Origin of the sequence: Pseudomonas beijingensis, from assembly GCF_030687295.1 — a bacterium.
In the GTDB taxonomy this organism is placed as follows: Bacteria; Pseudomonadota; Gammaproteobacteria; order Pseudomonadales; family Pseudomonadaceae; genus Aquipseudomonas; species Aquipseudomonas beijingensis.
Window position 1 is genome coordinate 4,405,323 of record NZ_CP117425.1, and the last position, 21,453, is coordinate 4,426,775.

Consider the following 21,453-nt stretch of genomic DNA (forward strand, 5'->3'; position numbering starts at 1 on the left):
TGCCACCCTCATCGCGGGCAAGCCTTGCTCCCACATTGACTTGGGCAAGCTTTACCCAGGGCGCGTGAGATGTGTCACAAGGTTTGACTCAGGCCCCCACCTGACCGAAGCTTGCGACATTTCACGCTTCTGGTAATGGATTCCCTGCATGCCCTCGCCTCGCCGCCGCTATCTGCTCCTCAGCCTCTGTGTACTGTTGTTGATCGGTCTTGTCGCGGTGTGGCTGCGCAGCACCACCCCGCAAATCCCCGAAGCGATCAAGCGTGGCTACAGCGAAGCCTTGGAAAACGCCCGCAACGGCCAGCCGGGGGCGGCGCGGATGCTTTACCAGCAACTGGGGCGTCCGGACCTCTCGCCCAAGCGCCGTGTGTGGCTGCACGCAGAACTGCCCAACTACCCCAGCCCGCAAGCCCTGAAACTGGCGGACGCGGACCTGCACAGCGAATCACCGGACGTGCGTCGGGCCGCCATCGGCAGCGTGGTCGGGCTGGTGCCGACGGGGCAGCGCAGCCTGTTGCTCGGCCCGCTTCTGGATGATGACGACCCGAACGTCCGGTTCGCGGCCGTGAATGCGCTGCTGGGCCTGTCGCCGGATGACCTCGGCTTGTATTTCGGTGCGATGCAGATCGCCATCGACACCTGGGAGCAGGTGCTCGAGGACGGTCCGAAAACCGCGGAGTCCCACTACCAGCTCGCCCGGCTGCACCTGCACAATGCCGAATTGAAGAAAGCCCAACTGGCCCTTGAGCAGGCCTTGCGCCTGCAACCGGACAATCTCCCGGCGTTGGTCATGCAGATCGAAGTGCTGGACAAACAAGGCCAGGGCGAAGCCGCACGACAATTGCTCGCCCGACAGTTGCAAACCCAGCCAGCCTCGGCTTATCTGCAACATGCGCTGGGCATGTGGCTGCTGCAACATGGCCAGAGCGAGTATGCGGTGCTCGGCCTGGCCAAAGCCGTGGAACTGGAGCCCGAGAACCGGCATTACCGCTATGACCTGGCAACTACCCTGCATGCCGAGCAGGAAGTGGAAGCCGCGCAGAAACAGCTACAGGAAATCGTCCAGCGCTACCCCGCCGACCGCAAGGCCCGGGTGTTGCTGATCAACTATTGGAAGGAAACCGGTCAGTTGCAGAACGTTCAAATCCTGTTGGCGCAACTTGAACAACTGAACCCCGATGACCCGGCACTGCAACAGGGTCTGTAGGAGCTGCCGCTTTTGATCTTGATGAGTTGAGCGCTCACTTGTGACTCAATTGGCTTGGTAAAGATCGCCGCGTCGCTTCGCTCGACAGCGCCTAAAAAAGTTGTGCACTACACCGCGTTTTGTAGATGTAAGCGGAACCGCCATCACCGCCAAAGGTCAAGTATTCAGGCAGTTCATTTCAGGCGTTACCCCGCCTGCTGCCCACTTCCCTAGTCATGAGAGGGCTATTTTTGTCTACATCTAACGGGTTGATCAGTGCAAAAGCTGCCACCGGTATCGAAGGACTGGACAATGTCCTTTCCGGTGGTTTGTCCCGCGGCCATGTGTTCCTGCTTGAGGGGGAACCGGGGACTGGTAAGACCACGGTCGCGCTGCATTTTCTGTTGGCCGGCGCCAAGGCTGGCGAGCGCTCGTTGTACATCACGCTCTCGGAAACCGAGCGTGAACTGCGTCAGGGCGCCGCCTCCCACGGCTGGACCCTGGACGACAACATTCATATTTTCGAGCTGACCCCGCCTGAAAGCTTGCTCAATGCCGAGCACCAGCAGAGCCTGCTGTACTCCTCGGACCTGGAACTGGGCGAAGCGACGCGGCAGATTTTCGAAGTGGTCGAACGGGTCAAGCCGACCCGGGTCGTGCTCGACAGCCTGTCGGAGATCCGCCTGCTGGCGCAAAGCTCGCTGCGCTATCGTCGCCAGATCCTGGCAATCAAGCATTACTTCGTGCGCTACGACGCCACGGTCCTGTTGCTCGACGACCTGACCACAGAATCCTTGGACAAGACCGTGCACAGCGTCGCCCACGGAGTGATTCGCCTGGAAGAACTGACCCCCAACTATGGCGCCGAGCGGCGGCGCGTCCGGGTGGTCAAGTATCGCGGGCAGAAGTACCGCGGCGGTTACCATGACTTCACCATCATGGGCGATGGTGTACATGTCTTCCCGCGCCTGGTGGCCGCCGAACACCGCGGACAATACCAGCGCAAGCAACTCTCCAGCGGCATCGGCGAGATGGACGCGCTACTGGGCGGTGGTATCGAGACCGGCTCCAGCACCTTGATCCTGGGCCCGGCGGGCACCGGCAAGTCGCTGATTGCACTGATTTTTGCCGCAGCCGCCGTGCATCGCGGTGAGAAGGCCGCGCTGTTCATCTTCGATGAAGAGCTGGGCTTGTTGTTCGAGCGCATGAAAAACATCGGCATCGATCTGCATGCCCTGCAAAAAACCGGCAACCTGATGATCGAACAAGTGGACGCCGCCGAGTTGTCCCCCGGTGAGTTCTCCCACCGCGTGCGCCGTTGTGTCGACGAGGGCGAGATCAAGACCGTAATCATCGACAGCATCAACGGCTATCAGGCGGCCATGCCGGAAGAGAACGCCCTGGTGCTGCACATGCATGAATTGCTGCTCTACCTCAACCGCAAGGGCGCGGCGACCTTCATGACCGTCGCCCAGCACGGCCTGGTCGGCGACATGCAGGCGCCCGTGGACATCACTTACCTGGCCGACACGGTGATTCTGTTGCGTTATTTCGAAGCACTGGGCAAGGTTCGCCGGGCGGTTTCCATTATCAAGAAGCGCACCGGCAGCCACGAGTCGACCATCCGCGAATACCGCATCGGCGGCCAGGGCATGACCATTGGCGAACCTTTGGAGGCCTTCCAAGGTGTCTTGCGTGGCGTACCGACCTACATGGGAGCGGACCATCCGCTGCTCAAGGATGATCTCCAGTGACGTTGACGGAGCCCCTGTCGGAGCGGGCACTGATCCTCGCGCCGTTGGGACGAGACAGCCAGATCGCCTTGATGATCCTCAATGAAGCCGGGTTTGCCGGCCTCATCTGCCGTCATCTGGGCCATTTGTGCCAAGAACTGGAAGACGGCGCGGGCCTGTTGGTGATCTCTTCGGAAGCGTTGATGGGGCCAGACCTGGAAACACTGTTCCTGCAAATCGAGCAGCAGCCGGCCTGGTCCGACCTGCCCATTGTCTTGTTGACCCATCACGGCGGCCCGGAACAGAATCCGGCGGCACGTATCGGTGCGCAATTGGGTAACGTCACCTTCCTCGAACGCCCCTTCCACCCTGTGACCCTGATCAGCCTGGTGACCACTGCCCTGCGTGGGCGGCGAAGGCAGTACGATGCCCGCGACCGCCTGATCGACCTGAGCAACAGCGAACTGCGCCTGCAAACGACCCTTGAAACCCTCGAGCAGCAGGTAGAAGAGCGTACCGCCCAGTTGCGCCACAACGAAGAAGCGCTGCGCCAGTCGCAAAAAATGGAAGCGGTCGGCCAGTTGACCGGTGGCATTGCCCACGACTTCAACAACATGCTCACCGGAATCATCGGCAGCCTCGAACTGCTGCGTCGTCGACTGGCCCGGGGCCGTACCGAGGACCTGGACAGCCTGATCGACCTGGGCGTGACCTCGGCCAACCGCGCCGCCGGCCTGACTCATCGCCTGCTGGCGTTTTCCCGACGGCAATCGCTGGACTCCAAGGCCGTCCAGATGAATACGCTGGTGCTGTCCATGGGCGAGTTGCTGCAACGCAGCCTCAACGAGAGCATTCGCCTGGACATGCAGCTGGACGAACAACTCTGGGTCGCCGAGGCCGACCCCAACCAACTGGAGAGCGCCCTGCTCAACCTGGTGCTCAACGCCCGGGATGCGATGCCCAACGGCGGAAACCTGGTGGTGCGGACAAGCAATCGGCACCTGGACGCCGACTTCACCGATGCCTACACCAACCTGGCGCCCGGCGACTATGTGGTGCTGAGTGTGCAGGACAGCGGTTGCGGCATGCCCGAAGCGGTCATCAATCGCGCTTTCGACCCGTTCTTCACCACAAAGCCGATCGGCCAGGGCACCGGGCTGGGCCTGTCGATGATCTATGGCTTCAGCAAGCAATCGCGTGGCCATGTGACCATCGACAGCGAAGTCGACAAGGGCACCACCGTGAACCTTTACCTGCCGCGCTTTCGCGGTGAAGAAATACACGAGCCCCAGGTCACCACCCAGCACGCGCCCCATGCGCAGGACGGCGAAACCGTGCTGATCGTCGAGGACGATCCAGCGGTGCGGGTACTGGTGAGCGCGGTGTTGAGCGAACTGGGTTATGCCTTTGTGGAAGCGGCCGACGCCAATGGCGCCGTACCGATCCTCCAGTCAAGCCAACGCATCGACCTGCTGATCAGCGACGTAGGCCTGCCCGGCATGAATGGTCGGCAACTGGCGGAAATCGGCCGGCAGATCCGTCCGGACCTGCGGGTACTGTTCATTACCGGCTATGCGGAACATGCAGCGGTACGCGGCGGTTTCCTTGACCCGGGGATGCAGATGATCACCAAGCCGTTCACGTTTGATTTGTTGACGGCCAAGGTGCGGGAGATGATAAGAGCATGACGAAATCTCGGAGCATAAAGTACCGTTATAGCCCTGAATAGCTGTCAGACTTGACAGCTATTCAGGGCTACTTTTCAGACCGAAACTCAATGCGCAGTCCAGTGTTAACCGCATGGGCATCAATCGGCATTGAGGTCATCATGAAAACTCTCATCCTCTGGGTAATGCTTGTATTGGCCGGAGCCACCGTAAGCCAGCAGGCACTCTCCCTCGAGCGACTGCGCTCCGGTGTACAAATCGCAGCCGAACTCACTCAACGCTACAACGATATCCGGGATGACTGCGGCAGCCCTTCGATGCCCAGTTTTCTGTGTACCGGTGTGATGTTGCGCTCGACGATTCCCGGTGACGGCTATTTCACCTGGAACCCCAGCCCCTATTCACGCACCAGCGGCGGCGTTGCGTTTTCCTTCCTCAGGAAAGACGCCAAGTTCTCAGGGCTGGTTTATGGGCAAAACAGCGGATTTATTTTCTACCCTGTATTGACCAGGCCGGCGGATACGTTTCAGGTGGAAGTGCTTTGTGCCTACCCTTCGGACGGTGCAACCAATAACAGGGACCAGGCCGGGTGTGGCGCCCATCCGTATGCACTTGATCGAAGCCGTCGTTGCCAGACCATTGGGGTGACAACTGCAGAACAATGGATAGCGAACCGGCAGGAATATGCTTGGAACCTCTGCGGCTTTGATGTCAGCGATGACATGAATGAAATGGCTACTAGCGGATTTAAGGAAACGATTCGGGCTCATAACCTCGGTAACTTCTTTGCCGGAACGTTTGACTACATTGAATTAGTAGTCGCCACCTGGCCCCAGCATGACAACCCTACCCCTGTTCCCCTCGAAGCCTTTTTCTATACAAACGACGGCTTGGCCAGAGCGCAACGGGATCAAATGGACTATTTCAATCAAAGCGGGAGAGGCGTGCCGATTATCAAGCTCGAACTCCCACAAAACCCTTCCGCCGATGCGGTGTTCAGTTACCTTATGGAGGATCAACGCGTCCTGTTGGGCTTATGAGTATTCCTCACCCATTCAGGACAGCATTGTGCGCATGATGCACTGCAATTCATCCAGATCGAACGGCTTATCCAGGATCGGCGCCTTGCGGGTAATGGGGCTATCGGTGTCGCGCACTTCCTGCGCATAGCCACTGATGAAGATCACCTTCAGTTCGGGTCGCAGCTTGACTGCGGGCTCGGCGATCTGCACCCCGGAGATACCGCCCGGCAGGCGGAAGTCGGTAATCATCATGTCCAGATGCGGCTTGCTCGCCAGGATCTCGAACGCCTGCTCACCGTTTCCGGCCTGAAGCACCCGGTACCCCTCGCCCGACAGATAAGCCGACAGTACCATCAGGATCGACGGGTCATCCTCGACGATCAATACAACATCTTGCGCATCTTCACTCATGAGAAGCCTTTGTTCGATCAATAGCTGCTGATACGACCTTAGGGTCTCTCAGAGGTTGCGTCTGTTCGGCGGTTTTGTCCAAGACAGTTTTCTGCAAGGGCAGGCAAACACGGAACAACGCGCCTTCATTGAGGCGACTGTCGACCGTGATCGTCCCGCCATGGGCCGAGACAATCTGCTCGGAAATGAACAGCCCCAACCCCAAGCCTGAAGCAGCCGCCTTGGACGATACGCGCTCGAACTGCTGGAAGATGCGTTTCTGGTTCTCCTCGCTGATGCCGATGCCGTGGTCCTGGACCTCGATGCAGGCATGCTCGGGCGTCTTGAAGACGCGCACTTCGATCGGGCTCTTGCCGCCGTAGCGCAGCGCATTGGTCAACAGGTTCGACACCACCTGCTCGATACGGAACTCATCCCAAAGCCCCTCCACCGCCGGCTCGGCCATGCAGGTCAACGAGCATTCGGCGACGGCGATCTGCGGCTGGAAGTTGCGCAGCAGGTTTTCCACCAATGCCGTCAGGTTGAAGCGGGTCGGACGGATCGACAGCTTGCCGGTACGAATCCGCGACACATCCAGCATGTCCTCGATCAGCCGGATCAGGCTCTTGATCTGGCGCTCGTCGCGTTCGACCATCGCCCGCACCTTGTCCAGGCTGAAGGCCGCGGCGTTGTCCCGGGCCAGGTGCATCTTGCGCAACTGGGTCTCGAGAATGAGCCCATTGAGGGGCGTGCGCACCTCATGGGCGACGATGGACATGAAGTCGTCACGCATGCGAACCGCCTGCTCCAGCTCGGCGCGGGTGGCCTCCAGTTGCTGCAACAGGACCTCCTGCTCGCGACGACTCTGTTCAAGGGCCACGACTTGCTCCTTCATGGCCTTGCGCTGGCGATACAACTCGACGAACACATTGACCTTGCTCTTGACCGCCTGGGTGTCCAGCGGCTTGTGCAAGAAGTCCACCGCGCCGTTTTCATAACCGGTGAAGGCATAGTTACGCTCACGACCGGCGGCGCTGACGAAGATAATCGGGATGCTGCGGGTCTTCTCCGTGCCGCGCATCAGCTCGGCCAGCCCGAAACCGTTCATCTCAGGCATCTGCACATCGATGATGGCCAAGGCAAAGTCGTGTTGCAGCAGCAGGGATAGCGCTTCGTCCGCCGACAGGGCCTTGAAGACCTCGCGGTCGTTCCCCCTGATCAACGCTTCCAGGGCCAACAGATTCTCAGGCAGATCGTCGACGATCAGCAGTTTGGCTTGAATATCTCTTGGCATGTGGTTCATTCCAGCCCGGCCAGCAATTGGCCGATGCCTTGCAAAGTAAGGATATGGTCGGGCTCGTGCAGGGCCAGCGCCGCTTCGGGCATGGTCGAGACCTGGGCTTCAGCGGGGTCTTGCACCACGGTGATCCCACCCAGCGCACTGACCTTCGCCAAGCCCCGGGCGCCATCGTTGTTGGCACCGGTCAGCACCACGGCCAGCAATTTCTGGCCGTAGACATCGGCGGCCGATTCAAACAGTACATCGATGGACGGCCGCGAATGGTGTACTGGCTCCTCCAGACTCAACGACAGGCTACGATCAGCCTCGACCGACAAGTGATAGCCGGGCGTGGCGACGTACAAGGTGCCCGGCACGATGTCTTGCTTGTCCCGAGCTTCCTCCACCGGCACCGCCAGACGATGACCGAACACAGGAGCCAGTTGACTGTCGCGCTCATCCGGCAAATGCAATACCACCAGGATGGGCAGGCCAAAGCCTTTGCGCAGGTGTCCGAACACCTTGAGCAACGCTTCGACGCCGCCGGCCGACGCACCGACGACAATGGCCTCGATGGGCGGGTTGGATCTGTCCTTCGTCTGGTTCATAACTTGCGATAGATCCGTTCCTGTTTGACCAACGGCTCGAATCGATGACCGTAAGCCGAAAAATCCAGTGTCTCCTTACTGCCCAAAACCAGGAAACCACGGTGACAGAGGGACTCATGGAACAGTCCAAACGCACGATCTTGCAGTTTTTTATTGAAATATATCCATACGTTGCGACATGAAATTAATTGAGTTTCTGAAAAAACACTGTCGGTTGCCAGGCTGTGATCAGCGAAGGTCACGTTCTTGCACAGGGTTTTATCGAACATCGCATAATCGTAGGCGGCCGTGTAGTAATCGGCAAACGAGCGCCGTCCTCCGGCGTTCTGGTAGTTCTGGGTATAGGTGCGCACGTTTTCCAGGGAGAAAATCCCCTGCTTGGCTTTTTCCAGCGAGCGCGGGTTGATATCGGTGGCGTAGATCAACGTGCGGTCCAGCAGGCCTTCTTCGCGCAGCAGGATCGCCATGGAGTAGACCTCCTCCCCCGTGCTGCAACCGGCGATCCAGATCTTGATCGAAGGGTACGTCCTGAGCAGCGGCACGATTTCCTCGCGGATCGCCAGGAAATGCGAGGGATCGCGAAACATCTCGCTGACGGGGATCGTCAGCAGTTGCAGCAATTGCATGAACGCACCCGGGTCATGCAGCACGCGCTCCTGCAAGGCCGAAATGGTCTTGCACTCGAACTGGCTCAATGCATGGTGGACCCGGCGCTTGATGGAGGCGCCGGAGTAATCGCGAAAATCGTAGCTGTACTTGAGGTAGATCGCTTCGATCAACAAACGAAGTTCAATGTCAGTGTCACGTTCCACTAAATTCTTTCCATATTCGGCAACCACACGCGAATCAGCGAGAACAGACGATCCAGATCGATCGGCTTGGCCAGGTAGTCATTGGAACCCGCCGCCAGGCAGCGTTCCTGATCGTCCTTCATGGCCTTGGCCGTCACGGCGATGATCGGTAGCTTGCGCCAGCGTGGATCCTTGCGGATCAGCGCGGTGGCTTCAAAACCGTCCATTTCCGGCATCATCACATCCATCAGCACCAGGTCGATGTCGTCGAATTCATTCAGGCGATCGATCGCCTCCAAGCCATTGCGGCCGATGACAACGACCGCACCCTTCGCCTCAAGGGCGCTGGTCAGGGCAAAGATATTGCGCACATCGTCGTCCACCAGCAGCACCTTGCGGCCTTCGAACACCTTGTCGCGGCTGCGGGCGGTCTTGAGCATCCGCTGTCGTTCATGGGACAACCGGGATTCGACTTTGTGCAGAAAGAGTGTCACCTCGTCCAGCAAGCGCTCTGGCGAACGGGCGCCCTTGATGATGATCGAGCGTGAATATTTGCGCAGCTCGGCTTCCTCGTCCCGTGTCAGGTTGCGCCCGGTGTAGACGATCACCGGCGGGAAGGAGCAGATGTCTTCGCTGGACATGCGCTTGAGCAGGTCATTGCCAAGCATGTCCGGCAACTTGAGGTCGATGATCATGCAGTCGTAGACGTTGGTGCGCAGCAGGTCCAGGGCTTGCTGGGCGAAGCCAACGGCGGTGATTTCGATGTCATCGTCGCCGATCAGGCGAGTAATACTGTCACGTTGCAAGTCGTCATCTTCCACCAGCAGCACCCGCTTGACCTTCTGGGTCAGCTTGGCTTCCAGGCGGGCGAACACGTCCTTGAGTTCTTCGCGGGTGGTCGGCTTGACGGCATAGCCGACGGCGCCCATGTGCATGGCGGCTTCAACGCGGTCTTCGACGGAAATCACGTGCACCGGAATGTGCCGGGTTTCGGCCTGCTCCTTGAGCCGCTGCAACACCGTCAGCCCGGAATGGTCCGGCAGGCGCATGTCCAGCAGGATCGCGTCGGGAGCCAGTTGCAACGCCAGGTCGAAGCCTTCGTCGGCACCGTGCGCCACCAGGCACTGGTAACCGAGCTCGTGGGCCAGGTCGAACAGAATCCGGGCGAACTTGGGCTCGTCTTCGATCACCAGGATGCACCGGGTGTCGAACGGCGCCCTGTCGCGGTCGTCGGCGAATCGGGCAATCGGCATATCCACCTCAGCGATCAGCGGCGCTGGCGCGGCTTTGGGGGTTACGGGAGCCGGCGCGGTGGCCGTCGGGGTGAACGTCATCGGCTCTATCGGCGCATCCCCGGGTTCGACGTAACGCTCAGGCAATACCAGCGTAAACACACTGCCCTGCCCTGGCTCGCTGGAAACGGAGATCGAGCCGCCCAGCAACGTGGCCAGGTCCCGGGAAATCGACAATCCCAGGCCCGTGCCACCGTAACGACGGTTGGTGGTGCCATCGGCCTGACGGAACGCTTCGAAGATGCTTTGTTGCTGATCGGCGGCGATGCCGATCCCGGAGTCGCGCACCATGAACGCGATGCCGGAGCCCGGCTGGCCTGCCACGGACAGGCTGACGGAGCCCCGCTCGGTGAACTTCACGGCGTTGGACAACAGGTTCTTGATCACCTGTTCCAGGCGCTGGCGATCGGTGTAAAGCACCGCCGGCGCGTCGGGCAGCACCTGGACCTCGAAACTCAAACCCTTGTCGGCCGCCAGCGGCTTGAACATATCTCGCAGCCCTTCCACCAGACGTTGCACACTGGTGTTTTCTGGACGCACTTCCAGTTTTCCGGCCTCGACCTTGGAGATGTCGAGAATGTCGTTGATCAGGTTCAACAGGTCGTTGCCAGCGGAGTAGATCGACTCGGCAAACTTGACCTGCTCTTCGCTGAGGTTTTGCTGCGGATTCTCCGCCAGCAGCTTGGACAGGATCAGCGAGCTGTTGAGCGGCGTTCGCAGCTCGTGGGACATGTTGGCCAGGAACTCGGATTTGTACTTGCTTGAACGCTGCAGCTCTTCGGCGCGCTCCTGCAACTGGATCTGGGCCAGGTTCAGTTCGCTGTTCTTCTGGTCCATGGCGTCGCGCTGCTCGGCCAGTTGTTCGTTGGTCTGCTCCAGCTCCTGCTGCTGGGTTTCCAGGTGGGCCTGGGATTCCTTGAGAATGCGCGACTGCTCTTCCAGCTCTTCGTTGGCAGTCTTGAGCTCTTCCTGCTGGACTTGCAGCTCTTCGTTCAACTGTTGGGTTTCGGCCAGCACTTCCTGCAAGCGCTGGCGATAACGGGCGGCTTCGATGGAGGTGCCGATATTGCCGGCGATCAACTCCAGCAGCTCGATGTCACGCTCGGTCAATGGCCGCAGGAAACCCAGTTCGATGACACCGTTGATCCGGTCATCGTCACTGGTGGGCACCACCAGTACGCTGTTGGGCAGGCCTTGCCCCAATCCGGAGCTGACTTTCAGGTAATCGCTCGGCACGTCATCCAGACGAATGAGCCGCCCCTGCTGCACGGCCTGACCCGCGATGCCTTCACCGGCGACGATCACCTGTTGTTGTTCTTCATCCTCCCGGGACAGGCCGTAGCTGGCGACGCGCTTGAGGACACCATTTTCTTCCCGCGCATAAAGCGCAGCGACAGCGACGTCCAGGTATTTCGCACAGAACTGAAGGATGTTGCGACCCAACAGGTTCAGCGACAGTTGCCCCAGGACCTGCTCGGCCAGCAGCGTCTGGCCGTTACGCAACCAGGCCTGCTTCTCCAGGTGCAAAGCGCTGCGTTGCTGGACTTTCAGGCTGGCGCTGTAGCTTTCGGACAGGTTCAACAGATCCCGGCGACCGACGTAGGCCAGCAACCCGCTGACCGCGGCGACGAACAATAGATAAAGGGCAATGCTCCAGACGGTGGTGGTACGCACTTCCTCGTTGCGCGCCGCGCGCAGTTGCTGCTCGGTCTCGACGACTTCTTCGAAGGACTGGCGAATTTCGTCGGTCAGGCGCTTGCCGCGTCCGGCCTTCACCGCGCCCCGGTAATCACCGCTGCTGCGTTGCAGGTCGATCATGCTCTGGGCGTAATTGGCCCACTCCGTCTGGAGGGCTTGAATCTTGTGCAGGCGGTCGGTCTGGACCGGGTTATCGGCTGTCAATTCCAGCAATGTGTCCAGCGCCACGGCGATCCGTGGCTTGGCCACTTCGTAGGGGTCGAGGAAGTGCTCGTCCCCACTTAACAGGTAGCCGCGCATGCCGGTTTCCAGGTCCACGCTCAGCTTGAGTGCTTCGTTGGCGTTATTGATCACCCTGTCGGTATGGCCGACCCACTGGATCACCGACAGCAGATACGTGATAAGGATGATGAAAAACACCGCGCTGAGGGCGCCTATGCCCAGCGGCAGGCTGATGTTGCGGCTCAGGAGCTTGCGAAAACTTTGCTCGTCGACCGAAGACGAAGGAGTCATGGAAAGGGCCTTGGTGGACAGTTGAAATCGGTGGAGTTTGCCCGAAAAAACGCGCTTGGATCCACATTTTCTGACAAGTCAAAGACGCAAATCCCACGACGATCCGTCTTGTAGCAGGGAAGCGACTATCCTTGTCAGCTCTTGTACTATAGATCCTTTCTTGTACAACCTACGGAACTTGTGCCGCCTTGGCGCTTACTCATAAAAGAGGCTCATGAATGAGGCCAGTTTTTTTCCGTGCCCTTCCCGCTCCCATCTTTCGAGAATGTCTATTATGTCCACCGCCCCTGCCGCCACCCAACCCACCATCCTGGTAGTCGAAGACGACGATATTGTACGGATGCTGATCGTTGACGTGTTGGAAGAGCTGGAATATCAGGTGCTGGAGGCGGACGGTTGTAAGCAGGCGCTGGAGTTTTTGTCCGACCACCATCAGCCCATCGCCCTGATGATGACCGACGTTGGCCTGCCGATAATGGACGGGCGGGAACTGGCCAAGAGGGCTAGACTCGAGCGGCCGCAACTGCCGGTGCTGTTTGCCAGCGGTTACGCAGAAAGCATCGATGTGCCTGAGGGCATGTCGGTGATCGGCAAGCCCTTCTCCATCGATCAGTTGCGGGACAAGGTCAAACGCATTCTTGCTTGAGCCGGATCGCATTCTTGGTCACTATCGGCGCCCCGCGCGCCGATGGCGCCTGATTCGCGCCAAGGAACCCCCTGCCCATGCGTCACCCCACCGCCACCAAAGTCCTGGTTATCGGCTATGTCTGGCCCGAGCCGCGTTCATCGGCGGCCAGTGGGCACATCATGCAAATCCTCGACACCTTCCTCGGCCAAGGCTGGGACATCACCTTCAGCAGCCCGGCTGGCCCGGGCGAGCAGCGCGCCGACCTGGTCGCGCTGGGCATCCGCGAAGTGCCCATCGAACTCAATAACAGCAGCTTCGACGCGTTCATCCATACACTTGCGCCCGACATCGTGCTGTTCGACCAGTTCATGATGGAGGAACAGTTCGGCTGGCGCGTCGAAAAGCACTGCCCCGGCGCCCTGCGAGTGCTGGAGACCTCCGATCTGCAAAGCCTGCGTCACGCCCGGCCTCAACGCCTGAAGGAGCGCCTGAAGCACGATGAGGCGAGCGAAGACTTCAGCGACCTCTTCGCCCCGGCCCTGGGCGAGGAGTTCCAACGGATGGCCGACACCGACCTGGCCAAGCGGGAAATCGCCGCCCTGTACCGCTGCGACCTCAACCTCATGGTGTCCGAGGTTGAAATCGAACTGTTGGTGGAGCACTTCAAGCTGCCCCGCAACCTGCTGCACTGGTGCCCGTTGATGCTGGACCTGCCCAGCGGCCCGCCGGTGCCATTCTCGGATCGGGCGCATTTCCTGAGCATCGGCAACTTCCGCCATGCGCCGAACTGGGACGCCGTGCTCTGGATGAAAAACGCCATCTGGCCGCTGATCCGCCAGCAATTGCCCGGATCGCAACTGCACCTGTACGGCGCCTACACCCCGCCCAAGGCCGCCGCGTTGCATAACCCGGCCCAGGGCTTCCACATCATGAACTGGGCCGAGGACGCCTTGCAGGTCATGTCGGCCGCACGCATCTGCCTGGCGCCGTTGCGTTTCGGCGCCGGGATCAAGGGCAAGCTGATCGACGCCATGCTCTGCGGCACCCCCAATGTCACCACGCCTGTGGGGGCCGAAGCCATGCATGGCGACATGCCCTGGCCCGGGTCGATAGCCCAGAGCGCCGAAGACATCGCCCGCGCGGCAGTGCAGCTGTATAGCGACCAGGCACGTTGGACCCAGGCCCAGGAGGCAGGCCTGGCGCTGCTGGAGAGCCGCTACCAGCAACAGGTGCATGGGCCGGCGCTGATCGACAGCATCAACGCTTGCCGGGCGGACCTGGAGCAACGACGCCGGGACAATTTCACCGGCAGCATGCTGCGTCACCACCAGCACAAAAGCACCCAATACATGTCCCAGTGGATCGAAGAAAAAAATCGCAACGGTTAGACGTCAGAGTGGCACCCGCCTGGCGAAGGGGGCATTATCCAACGGCGATAACAATAAAAGCGCCAGGCCCATGACCCGAACAGCCAGAGTCACCGACCCCTCCTATGAGTTGATGGACGACCATAACGGGCTGTCCATCATCTACCGCCAGCATGGTTTTCCCTGCCCGCTGGTGCGCTGGCATTTCCACAAGGAATACGAGCTGCACTTGATCGTCGCCAGTTCCGGCAAGGTGTTCATTGGCGACTACATCGGTAACTTCTACCCCCAGTCGCTGTTTCTCACCGGGCCCAACCTGCCCCACAACTGGATCAGCCAGGTGGCCGAGGACGAAGTGGTGCCCAAGCGCGACATGCTGGTGAACTTCACCGACGAGTTGTTCGAAAGCGGCCACCAGGTATTCGCTGAACTCAAGACGGTCGCACCGCTGCTCGAACGCGCCCAATACGGCATCGAGTTCCGCTGCAAGCGCACCATCCGCCAGGCCATGACCCTGATGCAGCGCATCGCCGACTCCCAGGGCATGAGCCGACTGGGGCACTTTTTCATCCTGATGGAGCTGCTGGCCGCCACGGATGACTACCAACTGCTGTCCGGCGCGACCGCCCCGCAAACGGCGGACGAACACAGCATCGACCGCACCAACCGCGCGGTGGACTACATCTTTGCCCATTACGCCCGGGAGCTGCCCCTGGAAGAAGTCGCCGAGCACCTGGGCATGAAGCCCACCTATTTCAGTCGGGTGTTCAAACAGGCCACCGGCCGCTGCTTCATCGAATTCGTCAATCGCCTGCGCATCAGCAAATCCTGCGAATTGCTGGCCGATGGCGACAAGCCGGTGACGGATGTGTGTTTTGAATCCGGCTTCAACAACATCTCCAATTTCAACCGGCGTTTCCAACAGCTCAAGGGCATGACGCCTTCCCACTACCGGCGGTTGGCGGTGCAGCGGTTGACCGAGCAGAACCAGGGCTGAATCTCGGCTCATTTCTGTGGCGGAATTTATGTGGGAGCAAGGCTTGCCCGCGATGCAGACGCCTCGGTTCCCCGGAAGACCGTGTCAACTTCATCGCGGGCAAGCCTTGCTCCCACAGATAATTTCCATCGCCACCCCATGCAGTGCAAAAAAGTATCAGCACAAGTGCGACGGATGATTTGTCACGCCGCCCATTGAAGGCTGTAATCAGCGCACATTCTTCCCTTCATCCGGAAGACACAAAAACAATAACTGTCCTTCTGCAGCCTTCGGGCGCGGAAAAGGAGTGCGCGATGAAACCTTCGGTAAAAGCTCTGCTTGTCTCCACCTGCATGACCCTCAGCAGCGTCAGCTTCGGCGCAGAGACCCTCACCATTGCCACGGTCAACAACAGCGACATGATCCGCATGCAAAAGCTCTCGAAAACTTTCGAGGCCGAGCACCCGGACATCAAGCTGAATTGGGTGGTGCTCGAAGAAAACGTCCTACGCCAACGCTTGACCACCGACATCGCCACCCAAGGCGGACAGTTCGACGTGCTGACCATTGGCATGTACGAAGCTGCACTCTGGGGCGCTAAGGGCTGGCTGGAACCGATGAAGGACCTGCCGGCCTCCTACGACTTGGATGACGTCTTCCCTTCCGTGCGCGATGGCTTGTCGGTCAAAGGCTCGCTGTACGCCCTGCCGTTCTACGCCGAAAGCTCGATCACCTATTACCGCACGGACCTGTTCAAGAACGCCGGGCTGACCATGCCCGAACACCCGACCTGGACCCAGATTGGTGAGTTCGCAGAAAAGCTCACTGATAAATCCAAGGAACAGTATGGCCTGTGCCTGCGGGGCAAGGCGGGCTGGGGCGAGAACATGGCGCTGATCACGACCCTGGCCAACGGCTTTGGCGCGCGCTGGTTCGATGAGAAGTGGCAGCCGCAGTTCAATGGCCCGGAGTGGAAGGATGCACTGAACTTCTACGTCGACAACATGAAAAAATCCGGCCCGCCGGGGGCTTCCAGCAACGGTTTCAACGAAAATCTCGCGCTGTTCAACAGCGGCAAATGCGCGATCTGGGTGGATGCCAGCGTCGCCGGCTCGTTTGTCACCGACAAGACCCAGAGCAAGGTGGCCGATCACGTCGGATTCACCTTCGCTCCCCACGAAAAAACCGACAAGGGCACCTCGTGGATGTACTCCTGGTCCCTGGCCATCCCGGCCAGTTCCAAAGCCAAGGACGCCGCCAAGGTCTTTACCACTTGGGCAACGTCCAAGGAATACAACCAATTGGTCGCCAAGACCGACGGCATTGCCAACGTACCACCAGGCACCCGCACCTCGACCTACAGCGACGAGTACATGAAGGCCGCGCCGTTTGCCAAGGTGACCCTGGAATCGTTGAAAGTCGCCGACCCGAAAGCCCCTACCCTCAAGCCCGTGCCCTACATCGGCATCCAGTTGGTGACCATTCCCGAATTCCAGGCCATCGGCACCCAAGTGGGCAAGTTCTTTTCGGGCGCGCTGACCGGCCAGCAGACCGTGGACCAGGCGTTGACCGCCGCGCAGTCCACCACCGAACGCGAGATGAAACGCGCTGGGTATCCCAAGTAGTCAACTCATTGAGGCCCGCTCCCGGTTCCTGTGGGAGCGAGCTTGCTCGCGATGAGGGCCTCCCAGCCACTATCACGGGCGACTGACACGACGCTATCGCGAGCAAGCTCGCTCCCACAGTGGATCTTCATAGGCCCGCAAAAATCGGTTCAATGCCATGAATAGCTCAACGACAACCGCCAAAGCACCCATCGAGATCGCCCCACCGGCGCGCAAGCTTCGCCTGGCCAACCCGGGCTGGTTCCTGGTCAGCCCTTCGGTCGCCTTATTGCTGCTGTGGATGATCGTGCCGCTGGGCATGACCGTCTATTTCTCGCTGATCCGCTACAACCTGCTCTATCCCGGCGAAAACGAATTCGTGGGACTGGAAAATTTCACTTATTTCCTCACCGACTCGGGTTTCATGCCCGGCGCCACCAATACCCTGTTGCTGGTGGGCAGCGTGTTGCTGATCAGTATCGTCCTCGGGGTGTTTGATCAGCGCGCTGTTGGAGGCCAGTGAGTTTTTCGGTCGCGGCATCGTTCGTGTGCTGCTGATCTCACCGTTCTTCATCATGCCCACCGTCGGTGCGCTGATCTGGAAAAACCTGATCTTCCACCCGGTCTCGGGCATCCTCGCCTCGGTGTGGAAGCTGTTCGGCGCCCAGCCGGTGGACTGGCTGGCCCATTACCCGCTGCTGTCGATCATCATCATCGTGAGCTGGCAATGGCTGCCCTTCGCGATCCTGATTCTGATGACCGCCATGCAGTCGCTGGACCAGGAACAGAAAGAAGCCGCCCGCCTGGACGGTGCCGGCCCCATCGCGATCTTCTGGCACCTGACCCTACCGCACCTGGCCCGCCCGATTGCCGTGGTGCTGATGATCGAAACCATCTTCCTGCTGTCGGTGTTCGCCGAGATCTTCACCACCACCAACGGTGGCCCCGGCTATGCCTCCACCAACCTCGCGTACCTGATCTACAACCAGGCGCTGGTGCAGTTCGACGTCGGCATGGCTTCGGCCGGTGGCTTGATTGCCGTGGTCATTGCCAACATCGCCGCCATCATCCTCGTCCGGATGATCGGCAAAAACCTCACCGACAAGCAATGAGGCCGTCGCCATGACTCTTCAACAATCCCGTCGCCTGCAAAGCCTGCTGTTGGGCACGCTGGCCTGGGCCATCGCGATCCTGATCTTCTTTCCGATCTTCTGGATGGTGCTGACCAGCTTCAAGACCGAAATCGATGCGTTCGCCACACCGCCGCAGTTCATCTTCGCGCCGACCCTGGAGAACTACCTGCACATCAACGAGCGCAGCAATTACTTCAGCTTTGCCTGGAACTCGGTGGTGATTTCCTTCAGCGCCACCGCCCTTTGCCTGCTGATCGCGGTGCCGGCGGCCTACTCCATGGCGTTCTATGAAACCCAGCGCACCAAAGGCACATTGCTGTGGATGCTCTCCACCAAAATGCTGCCACCGGTGGGCGTACTGATGCCGATCTACCTGCTGGCCAAGCAGTTTGGCCTGCTGGACACGCGTATCGCGTTGATCATCATCTACACACTGATCAACCTGCCCATCGTGGTCTGGATGATTTACACCTACTTCAAGGACATTCCTCGCGACATCCTCGAGGCCGCACGCCTGGATGGCGCCACGCTCTGGCAGGAAATGGTCCGCGTGCTGCTGCCCATCGCCAAGGGCGGCCTGGCGTCCACCGTGCTGCTGTCGCTGATCCTGTGCTGGAACGAGGCGTTCTGGTCGCTGAACCTCACCTCCTCCAAGGCCGCGCCCCTGACGGCGTTGATCGCTTCCTACTCCAGCCCGGAGGGTTTGTTCTGGGCCAAATTATCGGCCGTCTCGACCCTGGCCTGCGCGCCGATCCTGATCTTTGGCTGGATCAGCCAGAAACAGCTGGTGCGCGGTTTGTCCTTCGGCGCGGTGAAATAACCCGCCCTACACCATTATCAGAAGTGGAGGCCCATCATCATGGCCAACCTGAAAATCAAGAATTTGCAAAAGGGTTTCGAAGGCTTCTCCATCATCAAGGGTATCGACCTTGAGGTGAACGACCGCGAGTTCGTGGTCTTCGTCGGCCCATCGGGCTGCGGCAAGTCCACGCTGCTGCGGCTGATCGCCGGCTTGGAAGAGGTCAGCGACGGCACCATCGAACTCGATGGCCGGGACATTACCGAAGTCAGCCCGGCCAAGCGCGACCTGGCGATGGTGTTCCAGACCTACGCCTTGTACCCGCACATGAGCGTGCGCAAGAACATGTCTTTCGCCCTGGACCTGGCCGGTGTGCCCAAGGCTGAAGTCGAGAAGAAGGTCAACGAAGCGGCGCGCATCCTCGAATTGGGGCCGATGCTCGAGCGCAAGCCCAAGCAACTGTCCGGCGGCCAGCGCCAGCGCGTGGCAATCGGCCGGGCCATTGTGCGCAACCCGAAAATCTTCCTGTTCGACGAACCCTTGTCCAACCTCGACGCCGCCCTGCGGGTGCAGATGCGCCTGGAACTGGCACGCCTGCACAAGGAGCTGCAGGCGACGATGATCTACGTGACCCACGACCAGGTCGAAGCCATGACCCTGGCCGACAAGGTGGTGGTGCTCAATAGCGGGCGCATCGAACAGGTTGGCTCGCCGCTGGAGCTGTATCACCAGCCGGCCAACCTGTTTGTCGCCGGGTTCCTCGGCACGCCGAAAATGGGCTTTCTCAAAGGCAAGGTCACCGCCTTGGACAGCCAGGGTTGTGAAGTCCTGCTGGACGCCGGCACGCGTATCAGCCTGCCATTGAGCGGTGCCAACCTGAGCGTCGGCGGCGCGGTGACCCTGGGGATTCGTCCGGAACACCTGAACCTGGCGCAACCGGGCGATTGCACCCTGCAAGTCACCGCCGACGTCAGTGAGCGACTGGGTAGCGACACCTTCTGTCACGTCGTCACGACGTCCGGCGAAGCCTTGACCATGCGGGTTCGCGGCGACCTGGCGAGCCGTTTCGGTGAGCAACTGAGCCTGCACCTGGACGCTGAACACTGCCATTTATTCGATGCCGAAGGCGTAGCGGTCTCCCGCGCGCTGCGTGCTGCCGCCTGATTGTAGAGACTTGTGATGAAACTCAACCGACAGAACCTGCACAACCTCAACGCCGAGGTCGCCCTGCCCGCTTATAACCTGGGCGACCGTCGCCAGGGCATCGCCCACATCGGCGTGGGTGGTTTCCACCGTGCGCACCAGGCGTATTACACCGATGCGTTGATGAACACCGGCGAAGGACTCGACTGGGCCATTTGTGGCGTAGGACTTCGACCCGAAGACCGTCGCGCCCGGGATGACCTGGCCGGCCAGGATTATTTGTTCACGCTTTATGAGTTGGGCGACACCGACGACACCGAAGTCCGCGTCGTCGGCGCCATCGCCGACATGCTATTGGCCGAAGATGACACCCAGACGCTGATCGACAAACTGGCCGACCCGCAAATCCGCATCGTTTCGCTGACCATCACCGAAGGTGGCTATTGCATCGACGACAGCAATGGCGAGTTCATGGCCCACCTGCCGCAGATCCAGCATGACCTGGTCCATCCCGAGGCGCCGAAAACGGTTTTCGGCTTCCTCTGTGCCGCCCTGGCCAAGCGCCGCGCGGCTGGCACCCCGGCGTTCACGCTGATGTCCTGCGATAACCTGCCCCACAATGGCGCAGTCACTCGCAAGGCGCTGCTGGCGTTTGCCGCGCTGCGCGACCCGGAACTGGGTCAATGGATCGACGCAAACGTGAGTTTCCCCAATGCCATGGTCGATCGCATTACCCCGATGACCAGCAGCGCCCATCGCTTGCAATTGCATGACGAACACGGCATCGACGACGCTTGGCCGGTGGTCTGCGAACCGTTCGTGCAATGGGTGCTGGAAGACAAGTTCGTCAACGGTCGCCCGGCCTGGGAAAAGGTCGGCGTGCAATTCACCGATGACGTTTCTCCCTATGAAGAGATGAAAATCAAGCTGCTCAACGGCAGTCACCTGGCGTTGACCTACCTGGGCTTTCTCAAGGGTTATCGCTTCGTCCACGAAACCATGAACGACCCGCTGTTCGTGCGTTACATGCGCGCCTACATGGACCTGGACGTGACGCCGCAGCTGGCACCGGTGCCGGGCATCGACCTGACCGACTACAAGAACACCCTGGTGGAACGCTTTTCCAACCAAGCGATTGCCGACCAGTTGGAGCGGGTCTGTTCGGACGGCTCGTCGAAGTTTCCAAAATTCACCGTTCCGACCATCAATCGTTTGATTGCCGACGGCGGCGAAACCCGCCGTGCGGCGCTGGTCGTGGCGGCCTGGGCGGTGTACCTGAAGGGTGTGGACGAGAACGGCGTGACGTATTCGATCCCGGACCCACGGGCGGCGTTCTGCCAGGCCTTGGTGGCTGACGATGCGCTGGTGACCCAGCGGCTGCTGGAGGTGGAAGAAATCTTTGGCACCGCGATCCCCCGTTCGCCAGAATTCGTGGCAGCCTTCGAATGGTGCTGCAACAGCTTGCGCGAGCACGGGGTTACGCGAACACTTGAGCGGGTACTGACCGAGGCGAACTAAGGCCCGACCGCGAACCACTGTTGTGGCGAGGGGATTTATCCCCGCTGGGGCGCGAAGCGGCCCCCAACGTACTGCCTGATACATCGCAGTAGCAGATGCATTTGGG

General features: G+C 60.1%; 16 protein-coding genes and 1 pseudogene. 12 read left to right on the forward strand and 5 right to left on the reverse strand.

Going from position 1 to position 21,453, the window contains the following annotated elements; genetic code table 11:
• Positions 1-148 precede the first annotated feature (148 nt).
• The 4 genes from PSH84_RS19750 to PSH84_RS19765 all read left to right on the forward strand — a co-directional run bounded on the left by PSH84_RS19750 (position 149) and on the right by PSH84_RS19765 (position 5,626).
• Complete coding sequence (locus tag PSH84_RS19750) at positions 149-1,207, forward strand: tetratricopeptide repeat protein (RefSeq protein ID WP_122567357.1); 1,059 nt, start codon at positions 149-151, stop codon at positions 1,205-1,207.
• A 230-nt stretch (positions 1,208-1,437) separates the two neighbouring features.
• Positions 1,438-2,940, forward strand: a complete 1,503-nt coding sequence (locus PSH84_RS19755) for an ATPase domain-containing protein (RefSeq protein ID WP_305467119.1) — start codon at positions 1,438-1,440, stop codon at positions 2,938-2,940.
• Entirely contained in the window at positions 2,937-4,607 is a 1,671-nt protein-coding gene (locus PSH84_RS19760) for an ATP-binding protein (protein WP_305467120.1), read from the forward strand. The genes PSH84_RS19755 and PSH84_RS19760 overlap by 4 nt, the downstream gene beginning before the upstream one ends.
• Before the next feature lie 140 nt (positions 4,608-4,747).
• Entirely contained in the window at positions 4,748-5,626 is an 879-nt protein-coding gene (locus tag PSH84_RS19765; protein ID WP_305467121.1) for a halovibrin HvnA, read from the forward strand.
• A gap of 15 nt (positions 5,627-5,641) precedes the next feature.
• On the opposite strand, the gene PSH84_RS19770 is transcribed toward PSH84_RS19765, so the two are convergent.
• The 5 genes from PSH84_RS19770 to PSH84_RS19790 are packed head-to-tail and all read right to left on the reverse strand — an operon-like array spanning position 5,642 to position 12,179.
• A complete protein-coding gene (locus PSH84_RS19770) occupies positions 5,642-6,019 on the reverse strand; it encodes a response regulator (RefSeq protein WP_305467122.1) in 378 nt (125 codons plus the stop codon).
• Positions 6,012-7,292, reverse strand: a complete 1,281-nt coding sequence (locus PSH84_RS19775) for a hybrid sensor histidine kinase/response regulator (protein ID WP_305481640.1) — start codon at positions 7,290-7,292, stop codon at positions 6,012-6,014. Before PSH84_RS19775 ends, PSH84_RS19770 begins: the two co-directional genes overlap by 8 nt.
• Positions 7,293-7,297: 5 nt before the next feature.
• Positions 7,298-7,885: a chemotaxis protein CheB gene (locus PSH84_RS19780; protein WP_305467124.1), complete on the reverse strand. Its 588-nt coding sequence runs from the start codon at positions 7,883-7,885 to the stop codon at positions 7,298-7,300.
• A complete protein-coding gene (locus PSH84_RS19785) occupies positions 7,882-8,697 on the reverse strand; it encodes a CheR family methyltransferase (RefSeq protein ID WP_305481641.1) in 816 nt (271 codons plus the stop codon). The genes PSH84_RS19780 and PSH84_RS19785 overlap by 4 nt, the downstream gene beginning before the upstream one ends.
• Positions 8,697-12,179, reverse strand: coding sequence for a response regulator (locus PSH84_RS19790; RefSeq protein WP_305467127.1), 3,483 nt, complete (start codon positions 12,177-12,179; stop codon positions 8,697-8,699). Before PSH84_RS19790 ends, PSH84_RS19785 begins: the two co-directional genes overlap by 1 nt.
• A 274-nt stretch (positions 12,180-12,453) precedes the next feature.
• On the opposite strand from PSH84_RS19790, the gene PSH84_RS19795 reads away from it, so the two are divergent.
• The 8 genes and pseudogenes from PSH84_RS19795 to PSH84_RS19830 all read left to right on the forward strand — a co-directional run bounded on the left by PSH84_RS19795 (position 12,454) and on the right by PSH84_RS19830 (position 21,347).
• Positions 12,454-12,825, forward strand: a complete 372-nt coding sequence (locus PSH84_RS19795) for a response regulator (RefSeq protein ID WP_305481642.1) — start codon at positions 12,454-12,456, stop codon at positions 12,823-12,825.
• Between the two features lie 77 nt (positions 12,826-12,902).
• Positions 12,903-14,195, forward strand: coding sequence for a glycosyltransferase (locus PSH84_RS19800; RefSeq protein WP_305481643.1), 1,293 nt, complete (start codon positions 12,903-12,905; stop codon positions 14,193-14,195).
• Between the two features lie 70 nt (positions 14,196-14,265).
• Positions 14,266-15,171, forward strand: coding sequence for an AraC family transcriptional regulator (locus PSH84_RS19805; protein ID WP_053119509.1), 906 nt, complete (start codon positions 14,266-14,268; stop codon positions 15,169-15,171).
• Positions 15,172-15,464: 293 nt separating this feature from the next.
• A complete protein-coding gene (locus tag PSH84_RS19810; protein ID WP_305467132.1) occupies positions 15,465-16,775 on the forward strand; it encodes an ABC transporter substrate-binding protein in 1,311 nt (436 codons plus the stop codon).
• Positions 16,776-16,932: 157 nt separating this feature from the next.
• Positions 16,933-17,866 (forward strand): annotated as a pseudogene (locus PSH84_RS19815) (carbohydrate ABC transporter permease).
• 10 nt (positions 17,867-17,876) lie between these two features.
• Positions 17,877-18,707, forward strand: a complete 831-nt coding sequence (locus PSH84_RS19820; protein WP_039590930.1) for a carbohydrate ABC transporter permease — start codon at positions 17,877-17,879, stop codon at positions 18,705-18,707.
• 39 nt (positions 18,708-18,746) lie between these two features.
• Positions 18,747-19,850: an ABC transporter ATP-binding protein gene (locus PSH84_RS19825; RefSeq protein ID WP_122567345.1), complete on the forward strand. Its 1,104-nt coding sequence runs from the start codon at positions 18,747-18,749 to the stop codon at positions 19,848-19,850.
• Between the two features lie 15 nt (positions 19,851-19,865).
• Positions 19,866-21,347, forward strand: a complete 1,482-nt coding sequence (locus PSH84_RS19830) for a mannitol dehydrogenase family protein (RefSeq protein ID WP_305481644.1) — start codon at positions 19,866-19,868, stop codon at positions 21,345-21,347.
• Positions 21,348-21,453 lie beyond the last annotated feature (106 nt).